General features: G+C 62.6%; 13 protein-coding genes. 3 read left to right on the top strand and 10 right to left on the bottom strand.

What is annotated here, in order from left to right; genetic code table 11:
- From OC610_RS09215 to OC610_RS09180, 8 genes are all read right to left on the bottom strand, one after another.
- Positions 1-437 (bottom strand): HIT family protein (locus OC610_RS09215; protein ID WP_264427527.1); only part of this gene is annotated, 437 nt, incomplete at its 3' end.
- On the bottom strand, positions 434-820 hold the full coding sequence (locus OC610_RS09210; protein WP_264427526.1) for a response regulator: 387 nt from the start codon (positions 818-820) through the stop codon (positions 434-436). The genes OC610_RS09215 and OC610_RS09210, both read right to left, overlap by 4 nt.
- Positions 817-3,000 carry a PAS domain-containing sensor histidine kinase gene (locus OC610_RS09205; protein ID WP_264427525.1) on the bottom strand — a complete coding sequence of 728 codons (2,184 nt, stop codon included), beginning with the start codon at positions 2,998-3,000 and terminating at the stop codon, positions 817-819. The genes OC610_RS09210 and OC610_RS09205 overlap by 4 nt, the downstream gene beginning before the upstream one ends.
- A 188-nt stretch (positions 3,001-3,188) precedes the next feature.
- Complete coding sequence (locus OC610_RS09200; RefSeq protein ID WP_264427524.1) at positions 3,189-4,019, bottom strand: amidohydrolase family protein; 831 nt, start codon at positions 4,017-4,019, stop codon at positions 3,189-3,191.
- 30 nt (positions 4,020-4,049) lie between these two features.
- Entirely contained in the window at positions 4,050-5,339 is a 1,290-nt protein-coding gene (locus OC610_RS09195; RefSeq protein WP_217859327.1) for an MFS transporter, read from the bottom strand.
- Between the two features lie 134 nt (positions 5,340-5,473).
- A complete protein-coding gene (locus OC610_RS09190) occupies positions 5,474-6,205 on the bottom strand; it encodes a GntR family transcriptional regulator (RefSeq protein ID WP_264427523.1) in 732 nt (243 codons plus the stop codon).
- Between the two features lie 136 nt (positions 6,206-6,341).
- Positions 6,342-7,547 (bottom strand): organoarsenical effux MFS transporter ArsJ, encoded by a 1,206-nt coding sequence (gene arsJ / locus OC610_RS09185; protein ID WP_264427522.1) that lies wholly within the window; start codon positions 7,545-7,547, stop codon positions 6,342-6,344.
- Between the two features lie 9 nt (positions 7,548-7,556).
- Positions 7,557-8,561: an ArsJ-associated glyceraldehyde-3-phosphate dehydrogenase gene (locus OC610_RS09180; protein WP_264427521.1), complete on the bottom strand. Its 1,005-nt coding sequence runs from the start codon at positions 8,559-8,561 to the stop codon at positions 7,557-7,559.
- 406 nt (positions 8,562-8,967) lie between these two features.
- Here OC610_RS09180 and OC610_RS09175 point away from each other — a divergent pair, with 406 nt between their 5' ends.
- Positions 8,968-10,698, top strand: a complete 1,731-nt coding sequence (locus tag OC610_RS09175; RefSeq protein WP_264427520.1) for an amidase — start codon at positions 8,968-8,970, stop codon at positions 10,696-10,698.
- Between the two features lie 149 nt (positions 10,699-10,847).
- Here the strand turns inward: OC610_RS09175 and OC610_RS09170 are convergent, their stop codons facing one another.
- Positions 10,848-11,627, bottom strand: a complete 780-nt coding sequence (locus OC610_RS09170) for an EAL domain-containing protein (protein ID WP_264427519.1) — start codon at positions 11,625-11,627, stop codon at positions 10,848-10,850.
- 447 nt (positions 11,628-12,074) lie between these two features.
- On the opposite strand from OC610_RS09170, the gene OC610_RS09165 reads away from it, so the two are divergent.
- The gene (locus OC610_RS09165; RefSeq protein WP_264427518.1) at positions 12,075-13,424 is read left to right on the top strand and encodes an OprD family porin; all 1,350 of its coding nucleotides are present in this window, start codon (positions 12,075-12,077) and stop codon (positions 13,422-13,424) included.
- A 72-nt stretch (positions 13,425-13,496) separates the two neighbouring features.
- Complete coding sequence (locus OC610_RS09160) at positions 13,497-13,727, top strand: hypothetical protein (RefSeq protein WP_030138726.1); 231 nt, start codon at positions 13,497-13,499, stop codon at positions 13,725-13,727.
- A gap of 14 nt (positions 13,728-13,741) precedes the next feature.
- Here the strand turns inward: OC610_RS09160 and OC610_RS09155 are convergent, their stop codons facing one another.
- Positions 13,742-15,676 carry a hybrid sensor histidine kinase/response regulator gene (locus OC610_RS09155; protein ID WP_264427517.1) on the bottom strand — a complete coding sequence of 645 codons (1,935 nt, stop codon included), beginning with the start codon at positions 15,674-15,676 and terminating at the stop codon, positions 13,742-13,744.
- Between the last annotated feature and the right edge of the window lie 105 nt (positions 15,677-15,781).

Genomic DNA, 15,781 nt, shown 5'->3' with positions numbered 1-15,781 from the left:
TGTGAACGAATCCGCTCCACCAATCGCGCCTGCAACGCCTCAAGCTCCTGTGGATCGGCTTTCCCTTGCCCATGCGCCCCAGGCGCCTGGCCTTCCCAGCGCGGAATGATGTGCACGTGGATGTGATAGACCGTCTGCCCCGCCGGCGCGCCGTTGAACTGGGCAATCTGCACGCCGTCCGGCTGCAACTCGTCAACGATCACGCGGGTCAGGCGTTGCACGGCCGCCATCAACGTGCCGAGGACCGCGGGTTCCACTTCGAGAATGTTGCGCGCCTGGGAGGCCTTGGGAATCACCAGCACATGTCCGCGCGACTGGGGGAAAATATCCAGGAAGGCCAATACATCGGCGTCCTCGTAAACCGTGTAGGCGGGTGCGTCGCCGCGAAGGATCATCGCAAAGATATTCTGCGCATCGTATTGGCCGTACAAACTCATGGTTGCTCCTTGAACCGTGCTTGTTTTTTTAAGGTCAGCGCTATCTTCAGCTGTAATTCGCTTTCTGAAAACGGCTTATGCAAAACGGGACTTTGGGCGAATTCCTCGGGCAGGCCGCTCGCGCCGTATCCAGTGCTGAACAGGAAAGGAACCCCACGACCACGAAGGATTTCAGCCACCGGGAACACCCGTTCCCCGGCGAGGTTGACGTCCAGGATCGCCAGGTCGACCTCCAAGGTGCCCGCCTTCTCCCGGGCCGGAGCGAGCCGTGGCACGGACGCCACCACAGTGCATCCCAGGTCCTCAAGCATTTCCTCGATCAACATCGCAACCGTGCCTTCGTCCTCCACCAACAGGACCCTGATCCCAGCAAAGAGGGTCATGCCGAATGCTCAGCGACCATGAACGAGAAGCGACAGAGGACGCCCTCAGGCGCGTAAGTCAGCACGAATACCCCGCCCAGGTCGCGTTCGATGCAGCGCTTCATCAGACGCGATCCCAGCCCTTCGCGTTCCGGCGGTGACACCGGCGGGCCGCCCTGCTCACGCCAATCCAGCGTCAGCAAGGTTCCGTTCGATTGTGGCTGGACGTTCCAATTCACGGAAAGCCTGCCTGTCTCGATGGACATCGCGCCGTACTTGAGGGCGTTGATTGCCAGTTCGTTGAGGGTCATCGTGAGGCTGAGCGCTACGCGGGTATCGACATCGATGCCATCGCCTTCGATCGTGACACGGCCGGGCTCGGCGCCGAAGATCGGCAGCAGTACTTCCTGGGCCAGTGACGCCAGGGGCGTATGGCCCCAATGCCGCCTCGTCAGGAGGTCGTGGGCACGCGACAAGGCGAGCAGCCGCGCTTCGAAGCGGTTGTAGCCCTCCTTGGCGCTTTCTGCGTTGCGTGAGGTTTGCCCCGCCAGGGACTGCACGGTGGCGAGGGTGTTCTTGACCCGATGGTTGAGCTCGTCGATCAAGGTTTTCTGCCGGTCTTCCGCCTGCTTTCGCTCCGAAATGTCCACCAGCATGTTGATGGCGCCCACCAGGTTGCCTTCCGCATCGTGCAGCGGCGTCGGGTATGGCGTGAACGGTACGCGACTGCCGTCGGGGCGTTCAGCGATGGCCTCTACCCCGCGTATCGCCCGGTTTTCCTTCAGGGCTACCGCCATCGGGCATTGGTCGTGGGGCAGGAAGCTTCCGTCGGTGTTGAACAGTTTCCAGGTCACGCACCAAAGATCGCCCAACTGAGGTGTACGCCCCGACAATTCGATGGCCGCCCGATTGAAAAAGGTGATACGGCCTTGCGCGTCGGTGGTGTACACCGCCGCCGGCAACGCCTCGAGCAGATTGCGCATGTGCCGTTCGCTGTCACGTATCTGGTTTTCCATGCGCCGCGCCAGCGTGACGTCCTGGAGCACCCGCACGCCATAGCGGAACCCGCCATGCGTGTCCCGGACGGAGGAGCTGTGGATGTCCAGGTAGACGGTCTCGCCATCAGGCTTGAAGGCGCGCTTGCGCAGCACGTAATGGTCCAGCTCGCCCGCCACCTGGCGGGCATACAAGGCCGCGTCCTGGTCGTGGCTGTCGGTGTGGGTGTAGTCCAGGAACGTCATGTCCAGCAGTTCTTCGCGGGAGCGACCGAGCATGTTGCAGAGGGCATCGTTCACCCGCAGCAGACGGCCATCCGCCCCCGCCTCGGCGATGCCAATCGTCGCCGCTTCGTACGTCGCGGATAGCCGGTCATCGCTCTCCTGGCGCGCCGCCTCGGCCGTGTGGACACAGGTCATGTCAACGGTAAAGCAACGTGTATTGAACAGCTTGCCGTCCTCGAACCGGCCATTGGAGGTGATGGTGACGTACTTGATCGAACCGTCCTTGGCCTTCAACCGCGCCGGGTAGCTTTCCAGGCACTCGCCACTGCTCAATTTGCCCAGGATGTCGCCGATGACCGGCTCGTCGACATGAAAATCAGCGATGGGCCGGCCGATGTATTCGTCCGCCGGATACCCCAGCAGGGCCAATTCGGCCTTGTTCGCGCGCAGGATGATGCCGTCGCCACTGACGATGTGAAGGCCCACGGCGCTGTTTTCGAAGAAGTCTTCCAGGTCGGCATTCTTGCGCCGCAGCTCTTGCTCCAAGGCGTGATGTGCGGAGACATCCTGGAAGCAATTGATCGCCCCTTGGACGGTTCCTTGGGAATCCTTCAGGGCGCGAATATTCACCAACGCCACGAGCCGCGTCCCGTCCGGACGCTCGATGAGCACTTCCTGGTTACGCGTCGCCGCGCCGTCTTCAAGCGCCGAGGCCATCGGGCAATCTTCGAACGCCAGCGGCGTACCGTCGGGCAGGTAAAGCCGATAGGAGCCGCAGAACCGATCTCCGCCCTCCCCCAATAACGGCGTGCGGCCCCACAGGGCTTCTGCCTCGCTGTTGTAGCGGACCAGCCAGCCCTGGCGGTCGCAGAGATACACGGCGCCAGGAATCGCGTCGAGCGCGTTGGCGCCCATCGACACGAGGCTTTCGTATTCACTCGGCGTGCGCGTCTCCAAGGGAAACGCTTCAATATTCGACATTAGTGATCCTCAATCCGCCTGGCTGAATGCCTGCCATACAGCGCCTGCGGTCAAAAACCCGAGGCGCGATCCCGGCCCGGATAACTGCCCTGATATTCCGGCGCGGATTTTTTCATGCAGCGGCAATGGATTCTAGATCTCTATTCAACCCACGAGTTCAGGAAAATACGACGGCACCTCCACTGGCATCAGAATCCGAACAATGCACGCGGTGTCTCGACCATCAGTGCACGCATGAGCGGACCCGCGCACTCCAACGCCCGCAACTGTTGCATCACGGTATCGAAGCCGACGCTGGCCTCATGTTGTGTATGGGGCCAGTCACTGCCCCATACCAGGCGATGGCGGCCGAAATTCTGCTCGAGCAAGGCCAGCGCGGCGCGGGCAAATTCCAGGTTCTGCCGGTCCGTCCCCGCCAGCCGATAGATGCCCGAGATCTTCACCCATACTTGTCCACCCAGCCCCAGCGCCATCAATTCGGCAAAACCCGGTTGATCAGCGCCCAGACGGGCATCCGGGCGACCGAAATGGTCAATGACCACCTGCACGCCAAACGGAATCAACTGACGAATCAAGCGTGGCAGCTCCGCCACTGGGGCATGCAATTCCACATGCCAGCCCAGTATCGCGAGCTGGCCAAGCAATTCCTTCCAGGCGGCTTCGCGAAAATCGGGCAAGGCCTTGCCCATCAGGTTCAAGCGAACGCCAACCACCCCCAGCCGAGCCATGTGTTCCAGCGTCGCGCGGTTGATACCCGGCTCTACCACCACGACCCCGCGCAACTGCTCCGGCGCCTGACGCAGGGCGGCCAGCAGGTAGCGGTTATCGGTGCCGAGAAAGCTCGGCTGCACCAACACGCCGTGGCTGAGGCCGTGGGTTTGCAAGTGTTCCAGGTATTGCCCGAGCGTGGCGTCGTAGTCCGGTGTGTAGCGCCGCACCGCCGCCCACTCCAGCTCCCGGCTGAACACATGAGCGTGGCAATCGATGCCGGTAATTGGCGTCTTGGTGAAATCAACCATGAGTCTTCATCTGGCGTAAATAAGAAATAATCAGGCCCGGGCGCGCTCGCCGCCGGGTGCCAGGTCGGACGCCGCTGGCGCAGTGGCCTCCAGACTCCGGCCTCGGGTTTCCGGCAGGCACAGCGCCGCGAGCACAGCCACGCCGTAGGCAATGCCGGCGTCGATGCCGATGGCCGAGCCCAGGGACATCGAATCGCTCATGTGGCCGACCAGGAACGGGAACACCGCCGACAGCACCCGGCCGAAGTTGTAGCAGAAACCGACGCCGGCACCGCGCACGTCCGCCGGGTACAGCTCATTGAAAAACGCCCCGAGACTTGCCGGGATGCCCGCCGCGAAGAAACCCAGCGGAAAGCCCAGGAAGAGCATTTGGGTATTGCTCAGCGGCATGAACACGTAGCACTGCACGGTGATCACGCAGCACAGCGCGAACAGCAGAATGTTCTTGCGCCGGCCGATGCGATCGATCAACAAGCCACTGACCACGCAGCCGCACCAGAAGGCAAAGATGATCACCGCCAGGTAGCCGCCCGAGTTGAGCACCGACAGATTGCGCTCGGTCTTGAGGAAGGTCGGCAACCAGGTCATCACCGCGTGATAGCCGCCGTGGGCGCCCAACCCGAGCAGCCCGCCGAACAACGTGACGCGAATCAACTCGGGACGAAAGATGCCGGCCAGGGACTTGAAGAAACTCTGCGGGATGGCCTGTTCCTTTTGCAGGCGCTGGAAGCTGTCCGGCTCCTCGACGTTGCGGCGCACCCAGATGATCAGGAACGACGGCAGCAGGCCGACGATGAACATCACCCGCCAGGCCATGTCCTGCGGGACGAACGAATAGATCAGCGTGAAGACCCCGACCGCCAGTCCCCAGCCCACCGCCCAGGCGCTCTGGACCGTACCCATGACCTTTCCGCGGTATTTCGGGTTGATCGTCTCGGCCATCAACACCGCGCCGGCCGCCCACTCGCCACCGATGCCGAAGCCTTGCAAGGCTTTGACGATCAATAGTTGGTGGAAGCCGGTGACGAACGCCGACAGGAAGGTGAAGAAGGAAAACCACAAGATCATCCATTGCAGCGTGCGCACCCGACCATAGCGATCGGACAACGTGCCGCCGACCCAACCGCCCAGGGCCGAAGTGACCAGCGTGACGCCGCTGATCAATCCGGCATCGCCCTTGGACAAGGCGAACGCGGCAATCAGCGCCGGTATCGCCAGGCCGAACATCTGGACTTCCAGCGCGTCGAGCGACCATCCGCCGAAACACGCCCAAAACGTTTTACGCTCCCGCGAAGTGATTTGGCGATACCAGCTGAACATGATTTTTATCCTTATAAATGGAACGAAAGGCAGCCGAGCGCGAACCGTGCCGCTGCAAGGCCAGTCAGGAACAACAAAATGGCAAGGACAGCGGCAACCGACTGGTCGCCGCAGGATCCGCTAGCCCGCCAAGGTCAGCGGATCTCGACGCTGTAGCGGAAATGCTCGGCATGCCCGCGTGAGCGGCGCCACTCCAGTGGGTTGCCGGCGTAGTCCCGCGCCAGGCGCTCGATCACCACCACAGGGCTGTTCACCGGGACCTGCAGCAAACGGGCGTGGACCTCGTTGACCGACTCGGCCGTGAGCGTTTCCTGGGCATAGGCAACCACCTGCCCGCAGGTTTCTTCATAGATCGGATAGAGCAGCGGCCCTTTCTGGCCCAGGTCGATGTCCAGAAGCGCCTGGAACCGATTGCGCGGCAGCCAGATCTCTTCGGCCAGCACCGGTTTCACCTCCAGCAGACGCAACCGGACGATGCGGATGACCGGCGCGTCCACCGGCAACCCCAGCGCCTGGGCCACCGCCGAAGGCGCGGCCACAGGTTCTACCGACAAGATCCGGCTCTCTGGAACCCGGCGTTCACCGGAGGCGGATTGAAAACGGAAAAAGCGGAACAGCGACGACTGGAACTGCGGCCGGCGAATGAACGTACCGCGCCCTTGCTGGCGCTCCAGGATGCCCTCGGCAACCAACGCATCGATCGCCTTGCGCACCGTCCCGGTGGACAGCCCGTATTCGGCTGAAAGCGCTGCCTCGGTGGGAATCGCCTCCCCCGGGCGCCAGCGATTGTTGGCGATCTGCTCGGCCAACTGGTCGCGCAGGCGTTGGTAGAGCGGCAGGCGGGTATCGCTGGGCAGTGCGTCCATAAGATTCTTGGCCTTTTTATATAGTCATCTATATGAATTTGCGCCGAGTATTTCCTTCAACCCTCGGTGTTGTCAAGACGGGCCTGGACAGTGGCCAGACAAACGGGGCATCGGAAGCGGCGACAGAACCTTGCGGTCAGGGGACTGCGTGACGAGGTAACGCCAACGAAATCAGCGCAGCCAGCAGCACGAATACGCTGGAGACCCAGAGGCATGCAGCCAATCCGTATTCTTGAAAAACCCAGCCCGAGAGCACCGTCCCGGCCAGCCGCCCAAGGGCGTTGGACATGTAGTAGAAACCCACGTCCAGTGACACGCCGTCTTCCTTGGCATACGCCACGATCAAATAGCTGTGCAGCGATGAATTCACCGCGAACAGCGCGCCAAAGATCATGAGCCCGCCCAACAGCACCGCTGGATGAGACAGCCCCAGTGCGATCACGGCCGGAAGCCCCGCCAGCGCCAGCGCCCAAAAGCACGCGGCGCGTCCATCCGGCACTTGCCCGCGCTTCTTTCCCGTGAGGTTCGGCGCCAGGGACTGCACGACGCCGTAGCCGATGACCCAGGCGGCGAGAAAACCGCCGACTTTCCAGAAATCCCAGCCAAAGACGCTGCTCAGGTACACCGGCAAGGCCACCACGAACCAGACATCCCGGGCACCGAACAGGAACATCCGCGCGGCGGACAACACGTTGATCGCGCGACTTTTGGAGAGGATGTCGCGAAACTTCGGCTTGGCTTTCGCCCTGCCCAGGTCCTTTTTCAGCAGGATCAGGCTACCGACCCAGATCAACGCCAGCAACGCTGCCATCGCCCGCAATGCGCCTTGGAAACCGAGCACGGCGAGCAGCGCCCCGCCGAGGAAAAAACCAACGCCCTTGAGCGCGTTCTTCGAGCCGGTGAGGATCGCGACCCATCGATAGAGCCTGCCCTGTTGCCCGTCCGGCACCAGCAACTTGATCGAGCTCTTGGCGCTCATCTTGTTCAGGTCCTTGGCGACGCCGGACAATGCCTGGGCGCTCATCACCCAGGCGATGGTCAGCAACGTGGAAGGCACCGTCAGCATCAGCAGCGCGACGACCTGCAAGCCCAAGCCGATGTTCATCGTCCGGTTCAGGCCCAGGCGAGCACCCAGGTAGCCGCCCAGCAGGTTGGTGACCACGCCGAAGAACTCGTAGAACAGGAACAGCGCGGCAATCTGCAAGGGGCTGTAGCCCAGCGCGTGAAAGTGCAGCACGACCAGCATGCGCAGGGCGCCGTCGGTCAGGGTGAACGCCCAGTAATTGCCGGTGACGAGCAAGTACTGCCGCACTTCAGGCGCAAGGGTCGACAAGACTTTCATCGCGGTTCCTCAGCCCGCCAGGCCGACCATCCGGGCCAGTTCGACGGTGCGATTGGCGTAGCCCCATTCGTTGTCGTACCAGGCATAGAGTTTGACTTGGGTGCCGTTGACGACCAGGGTCGACAGCGCATCGATGATCGAGGAACGCGGGTCGGTGCGGTAGTCGATGGACACCAGTGGTCGCTCCTCGAAACCGAGGATGTCCTTGAGCTCATGTTCGGCGGCGTCCTTGAGCAAGCGGTTCACTTCCTCGACCGTGGTGGCGCGCTCGACCTCGAAGACGCAATCGGTCAGCGACGCATTGGCCAACGGCACGCGCACGGCATGGCCGTTGAGGCGTCCGCGCAGCTCGGGGAAGATCTCGGCGATGGCGGTGGCCGAGCCGGTGCTGGTAGGGATCAGGCTCATGCCCGAGGCCCGGGCGCGGCGCAGGTCCTTGTGCGGCTGGTCAAGAATGCTCTGGGTATTGGTCAGGTCATGAATGGTTGTGATCGAGCCGTGGCGAATGCCGAGTTTTTCGTGGATCACCTTCACCACGGGCGCCAGGCAATTGGTGGTGCACGAAGCGGCAGTGACGATGCGATGCTGTTCTGGCTTGAACAGTTGGTGGTTGACGCCCATGACGATGTTCAACGCGCCCTGCTCTTTCACCGGGGCGCTGACCACCACGCGCTTCACGCCTTGATCCAGATAAGCCTGGAGCACCGCGACGGTTTTCATCTTGCCGCTGGCCTCGATCACCACGTCGCAACCCGACCAGTCGGTGTCGCCGATCGCTTTGTTGGCCGTGATCTTGATGCGCTGGCCGTCGATGACCAGGGTGTCGCCCACGGCGTCGGCCTGGCGATGCCAGCGGCCGTGCACCGAATCGAAATTGAGCAGATGGGCGTGGGTCGCCGCGTCGCCCGCCGGATCGTTGATCTGCACGAATTCGAACGCAGGCCAGCCCCAGGCCGCACGCAGGGCTAGGCGCCCGATGCGGCCGAAACCGTTGATGCCGATTTTGATTGTCATGGTTGGTGCTCATAGGAGTGGCGCGAATATAGGTTTTTCCGCACACAAGCGAAAGACCAGCTGCACACTAATCGCTGACAACGCGAACCCCGTGGCGAGGGAGCTTGCTCCCGCAGGGCCTGGAGCTGCCGAGCGAAGCGAGGCTGCGATCTTTCCAGGGGCACTTGAATTTCAAAAGATCGTCCGAACGCGGCCCGAGCCTTCGCCAACTCCTACAGAGCCCAGCGGGTGCAAGCTCCCTCGCCACGTTGCGCTGTTATTCTCGTTCGACGGCGTGCCCTCGAGTCACGCTCGTAGTACAGTCTCCACCCGATGTCAGAACCCATTTCGAAAGACGTGAAGCCACCAGAACTCCGTTCGAACCAAGCCTAGCCTCACGTCATTCACCAGCCGCAGCGGTCACAGCATGATTGAAATCACCGAAGTCTCCATCGCCCAGCTACGGGCTGCGCTCGAATCCGGCCAGACCACGGCGGTCGAGTTGGTCCAGGCCTACCTGGCCAGGATCGACGCCTACGACGGCCCCGAGACACCCACCGCGCTCAACGCCGTGGTGGTTCGCAACCCCGCTGCACTGGAAGAAGCCAGGGCCTCCGATGCCCGTCGCGCCGCGGGCCAGACCTTGGGTCCACTCGACGGCATTCCCTACACGGCCAAGGACAGTTACCTGGTGAAGGGCCTGACCGCCGCCTCCGGCAGCCCGGCCTTCAAGGACCTGATCGCCTATCGCGATGCCTTCACCATCGAGCGGCTGCGCGCCGCCGGGGCCATCTGCCTGGGCAAGACCAACATGCCGCCCATGGCGAACGGCGGCATGCAGCGTGGCGTGTATGGCCGGGCCGAAAGCCCGTACAACGCCGCCTACCTCACGGCGCCGTTCGCCTCGGGCTCTTCGAACGGTGCGGGCACCGCCACCGCCGCCAGTTTCGCCGCCTTCGGCCTGGCTGAGGAAACCTGGTCCAGCGGACGCGGCCCGGCCTCGAACAATGGCCTGTGTGCCTATACGCCGTCACGCGGGGTGATCTCGGTGCGCGGCAACTGGCCGCTGACACCGACGATGGACGTGGTCGTGCCCTACGCCAGGACCATGGCCGACCTGCTCGAAGTGCTGGACGTGGTGGTGGCAAACGACCCTGAGACCCGAGGCGACCTGTGGCGCCTGCAACCCTGGGTACCGATTCCTCCCGTCGATTCGATTCGTCCCGCCTCCTATCCAAGCCTTGCCGCCAAACCGGAAACGCTGGCGGGCGTGCGCCTGGGCGTTCCGCGCATGTACATCAACGCCGATCCCGAGGCGGGCACCGCTGAGAAACCTGGCATCGGTGGCCCGACGGGGCAGCGCATCATCACGCGCCCCTCGGTGATTGCCCTGTGGGAAGCCGCACGCAAGGCCCTGGAGGCCCGAGGCGCCGAAGTGATCGAGGTGGATTTTCCGCTGGTGTCCAACTGCGAGGGCGACCGTCCCGGCGCGCCGACCGTGTTCACCCGTGGCCTGGTGTCCAAGGAATTCCTGCACCATGAGTTGTGGGACCTGTCGGCCTGGGCGTTCGATGACTTCCTGCGAGCCAACGGCGATCCGAAACTCAATCGCCTGGCGGACGTCGACGGCCCGCAGATTTTCCCCCACGACCCCGGTACCCTGCCCAACCGCGAGGACGACCTGGCCGCTGGTATGGACGAGTACGTGAAGATGGCCCAGCGCGGCATTACGCCGTGGGACCAGATCCCCACCTTGCCCGAGGGTTTGCGTGGCCTCGAAGAAACCCGCCGGATCGATCTGGAGGATTGGATGGCACGGCTGGGCCTGGATGCGGTGATCTTTCCCACCGTGGCGGATGTCGGGCCAGCGGATGCGGACGTCAACCCAGCGTCCGCCGACATCGCCTGGAGCAATGGTGTCTGGGTCGCCAATGGCAACCTCGCCATCCGCCACCTGGGCGTGCCCACCGTCACCGTGCCGATGGGCGTCATGGCGGACATCGGCATGCCCGTCGGCCTGACGTTCGCCGGCCGGGCCTATGACGACTCGAAACTGTTGCAACTGGCTTCGGCCTTCGAGTCGCTGGGATCGAAACGGATGACTCCGCCGCGGACGCCGCCGTTGTCACCAGCACCGGCAGCACAATCCCGACCTTGAAACATACCCTGTAGGAGCTGGCGAAGCCTCTGGCCGCGTTCGGACGATCTTTTGATCCAAAGATCGCAGCCTCGCTTCGCTCGGCAGCTCACACCGACAACCAGCCAGCCAACGCCAAGCCTGTGCCGCCGGTGTTGGCTGGCTACCGGTCAGTCGAACCGCCCCACCGCCAGCCGGCCGATCTCTGGCCGCGCATACAGGAACCCCTGCATCAGCTCGATGCCAAGATCCAGCAGCGCGGCGCTTTCTTGCGGCGTCTCGACGCCCTCGGCGATGACGGTAATCCCCAACCGATTGGCGACAAGGAGGATCCCATCGACGATGGCCTGTTTGACCGGGTCCTGGTCGATGCCTCGGGTCAACGCCATGTCGATCTTCAGCACTTGGGGTTGGAACAGTGCCAGCAGGTTCAGCCCGGAGTAGCCGGAACCGAAATCATCGATGGCGGTGGTAAAGCCTTGCCGTTCGTACTCCTGGAAAATCGACTTGAGATGGTCGGGATCATCGACCCGTTCGCCTTCCGTGACCTCGAACATGAGCCGGTTCGACGGGAAATTGCTTTGACGCGCTGCCTCCAACGTCGCCCGTATGCAGGTCTCGGCCCGATACACGGCGTTGGGCAGGAAATTGATGCTGAGCAGGCAATCGGGAATGTCCAGGATCCCCAGCCGCGCGGCCTCTTCAATCGCTTTCACACGGCACGCCTGGTCGAATCGGTAACGGTTGCTGTCGTTCACAAGCCCGAGGATATGGGCTGCCGATTCGCCATTCACGCCCCGGACCAGCGCCTCATAGGCAAACGCGGACCGCGTGCGGACATTGAAGATGGGCTGGAATGCCATGGTGAAATCGAACCCCAGCGCCTCATGGTCGCGGCATTCAGCGCAACCAAGGGACCGGAAGGTTGGAGAGGATGAAGGTGGGGTCATGATCATGTTCCGTCGCGGCAGCGGGCGTCCCTGTGAAGCAGAAACTATAGGCAATACCCTTTGAGTCGGCACGGGCCCCGCTTTCTGGAGTGCTGTCGGGCTCGTTGATCGTGTGACCGCTGTCGCAAATCAGACCTTCATCAGAAAGCGCCCACCCTCCAGCGGCCAGACAAGGTCGATCACGCCCGCGCCTGCTCCCGGAAAATTGCAGCCATGGGCTGACTTGCTGCCCGGCGACGCCGAGGTAAACGCAATTAACAACGTTTAACTCGCACGCCCACGCGACCTCACCAAGAATGGAACGCTCTGTTCAGACTCTTCAAAGCGGGAGGCGGATTCCAGACCGCGCGGTACCGGCGCGCCTCCCTCAATCCGTTTGCCTGGAGGTCGCGGATGCTGCCCGCCTAGTCCTGCTTTTCGCTACACGCTTTCACACGGAAACGCCCCATGCCGCCCGCCTCACAAAACATCGTCGCTGCCAAGCAAACGACAACCGCCTTGAAGCCGCTCTGGCTCCTCGCCTTGCTCGCCGGACACGCTCCGGCGATGGCCGCACAAACCGCGCAGGGATTCCTGGAAGGGGCATCGTTGGACGTCCTCAGTCGCAACTTCTACCTCAACAGCGATTACCGCTCCCCGAGCCCGTCGGGCAAGAACTACAAGCAGGAATGGGCCCAGGGATTCATCGCCACATTCGAGTCCGGCTTCACGCCGGGCACCGTCGGCGTTGGCGTCGACGCCCATGGTTTCCTGGGTTTGAAGCTGGACGGTGGCAAGGGCCATGCCGGCACCGGGTTGTTGCCGCTGGACGACGACGGTCGCAGCGAGGATGAATATTCCAGTGCCGGCGGCGCGCTGAAACTCAAGGCATCGCGCACCACACTGGCACTCGGTGAAATGACCGTGACGACGCCAGTATTCGATACGGCGGACAAACGCCTGCAACCGGAATACGCCGGCGGCGCCCTGCTGACCAGTCAGGAATTCGATGAGGTCGATTTGCAGGCCGGCCATTTCAATGCGTTCAAGAATCAGGACGCGTCCACCGCCAGGGGCGATTTTTCCGGCTACGGGGCGACCACCCGCCACGCCAGCATCGATTTCATCGGTGCCGATCTGTTCAGCGGCCGCACGGTGGGCGGCGCGCTCTATGCCTCCGAACTGAGCGACACCTGGCGCCAGTACTACGGCAACCTGCATTCGACGGTTGGCGACCTGTTCCTTGATGGCAACCTGTATTACACCCGCGACCACGGCCAGGCCAACGCCGGGGCGATCGACAACACCGCTTTCAGCCTCTGCGGCAAATACCGGCTCGACGCCCAGGCATTCACCCTGGCCTATCAGAAAGTCCACGGCGACACGCCTTTCGATTTCGTCGGCGGCGACTCCATCTACCTTGCCAACTCGATCAAGTATGCCGATTTCAACGGCCCGGGCGAGCGCTCCTGGCAAGCGCGCTACGACCTCGACCTGGGCGCCCTGGGCATCCCGGGCCTGAATTTCATGGCTCGCTACGTGAGGGGAAGCGGGATCGATGGCAGCCATGCCCCCCAAGGCGGCGCCTACAATCCGTTCGACAGCGATTCCGCAACCTTCAGCCCGCAACAGGGCGACGGCGGTCGCCATTGGGAACGCGACCTCGATCTGCGCTACGTCGTGCCGTCAGGCCCGGCCAAGGACCTGTCGCTGCAGCTCTCCCACGTCACCCACCGCGCCAACAGCGCCCAGGCCGGCGATGACATCGACAGGGTGTACATCGTCATTCAATACCCGCTCAAACTGGGACCGTTCTGAAAGCGCTAAAAAAAACCGCATTTCACGCCATCGCCAAGGTCTGTAGAGCATCAAAGGCAAGAGGAAAAAAGCGTGGATTATCTGGGATGGGTTCAATGGCCAGCGATGGCCGTCACGGTGCTGGCCGCCTGGCTGATCGGCTCGCGCCAGCCCCGTCGGCGAGTGGCGGGGTTCAGTTGTTTTATCGTCAGCAACATCCTCTGGGTCATCTGGGGCCTGCACACAAACGCCTACGCATTGATCGTCCTGCAGTTCTGCCTGTGCGCGATGAACTTGCGCGGGTTCAGGAAAAACACCCAGTAACCGCTGATGGAAACTTATTTCATCGTCTGCCCAATGACCTGCACCAGATCAATTTGCTTGAACGGCTTGATCAACCGTGGCAGTTGCGTGGCGAAGCCCTCCAGCCGTTCGGCGTACCCGGTAGCCAGGATGATCGGCAGGGTCGGCTGACGGTCGCGCAGCAGCTTCGCCAACTGTGCCCCGTCCATCTGTGGCATGGCCATGTCCGTGATCACCAGATCGAAATCCTGGTTGCGCTCGTACAGTTCCAACGCCTGGGCGCCCGACGACGCGCAGAGGACCTGATGGCCAAGGTCTTCGATGAGCAATCGGGTGCTGGTCAGGACCAGGCTGTCATCGTCCACGACCAATACCTTCAACCCGTTGACCGGCGGCGCGGCGGTTTCCATGGCCGGTGGCTTGTCTGCTACCGTGTCGCCAGCCACCGGCAGCCACAGCTCAGCGGTGGTACCGACGCCTTTTTCGCTCTTGAGCATCAGCCGACCGCCCAACTGCTCGGCCAGGCCGTGGACCATGGACAGCCCCAGGCCGGTGCCCTTGCCGACGCCCTTGGTGGTGAAAAACGGATCGACGGCCAAGGCCAGTGTCGCCTCATCCATCCCCTCGCCTTCGTCGGTGATCGCCAGGCAGACATAGCGTCCAGGCGCCAGTTGCCTGTCCGGTGCTCCAACCTCCTCGCCCAACCGTTCCTGCGCCTGGATCAGTATTCGACCGCCTTGCGGCATGGCGTCCCGGGCGTTTGTCGCCAGGTTGAGGATCGCCAGTTCCAACTGGTTGACGTCGGCCAGCACCGGCGACAAGGCCTCGGCAAATTGGGCCTGGATATGGATCGACGGCCCCAGTGAGCTTTGCAGCAAGCCACTGATGCCCTGCACCAGCGCGACCAATTCCACCGGCTCGGAGGTCAGTTTTTGCCGGCGGGCGAACGCCAGCATGCGCTGGGTCAGCGAAACGCCACGCAATGCGCCCTGGGTTGCGTTATCCAGCAACTGGGCCAGCTTCGGCTCGTTGGGCATGCGCTTGCGCACGATCTCCAGGTTGCCGAGGATCACCGTCAGCAGGTTGTTGAAGTCATGGGCAATGCCCCCGGTGAGTTGTCCGATGGCCTGCAGTTTCTGCGATTGGAACAGGGCCTCGCGGGCTTGCTCCAGTGCCTCTTGGGCCTTGGTGGCGTCGGTGATATCGCGGGTGATCTTGGCAAATCCGAGCAAGGTGCCGGTGTCGCTGCGGATCGCATCGATGACCACATGGGCCATGAACCGCGTGCCATCCTTACGCACCCGCCAGCCCCTCTTTTCGAAACGCCCCACGGTGGCGGCGACACTCAGGGCGCGCTGCGGCTCACCCGCTTCGCGGTCCTCGGGGGTATAGAACATCGAGAAATGCTGGCCGATGGCCTGGGCCGGCAGGTACCCCTTGATGCGCTGCGCGCCTTGGTTCCAGTTGGTCACGCGGCCGTCAGGGTCAAGCATGTAGATGGCATAGTCGGTGACGCTCTGCACCAGCAGACGAAACTGTTGTTCGCTTTGCTTGAGGGTTTCCTCGGCCATCTTGCGATCGGTCAGGTCGCGGGTGATCTTGGCGAAGCCGAGCAATGTGCCGCTCTGGCTGTCGATGATCGGATCGATCACCACATGGGACCAGAACAATGTGCCGTCCTTGCGCACGCGCCAGCCTTCGCCTTCGAAGCGCCCTTCGCGCACGGCCGTGTCCAGTGCCCGCTGCGGAAGACCGTCGGCACGGTCCTGCTCGGTGTAGAAGCGCGAAAAATGCTGCCCCAGGATTTCCGACTCTTCGTAGCCCTTGAAGCGCCGGGCACCGGAGTTCCAACTGGTGATGATGCCCGACGGATCGGTCATGTAGATGGCATAGTCGACCACCGCGTCTATCAACAGGCGAAAGCGCTGTTCTTCGTTGATGCGAGGGGTCTTGGGGTCGTTCTCAAGCATGTCGGCCGAGGCATCCGAGGGAATTTGCGTGGAGTATGGAACAAGTGTCGCGTCAGGAAAAACCTGATTTACGTGGGGTAATGGAAATCCTTTTGGGAGCGAGCC

It is taken from the genome of Pseudomonas agronomica, from assembly GCF_025917275.1.
Classification (GTDB): Bacteria; Pseudomonadota; Gammaproteobacteria; order Pseudomonadales; family Pseudomonadaceae; genus Aquipseudomonas; species Aquipseudomonas agronomica.
This window is presented reverse-complemented; position numbering and strand designations above follow the sequence as displayed.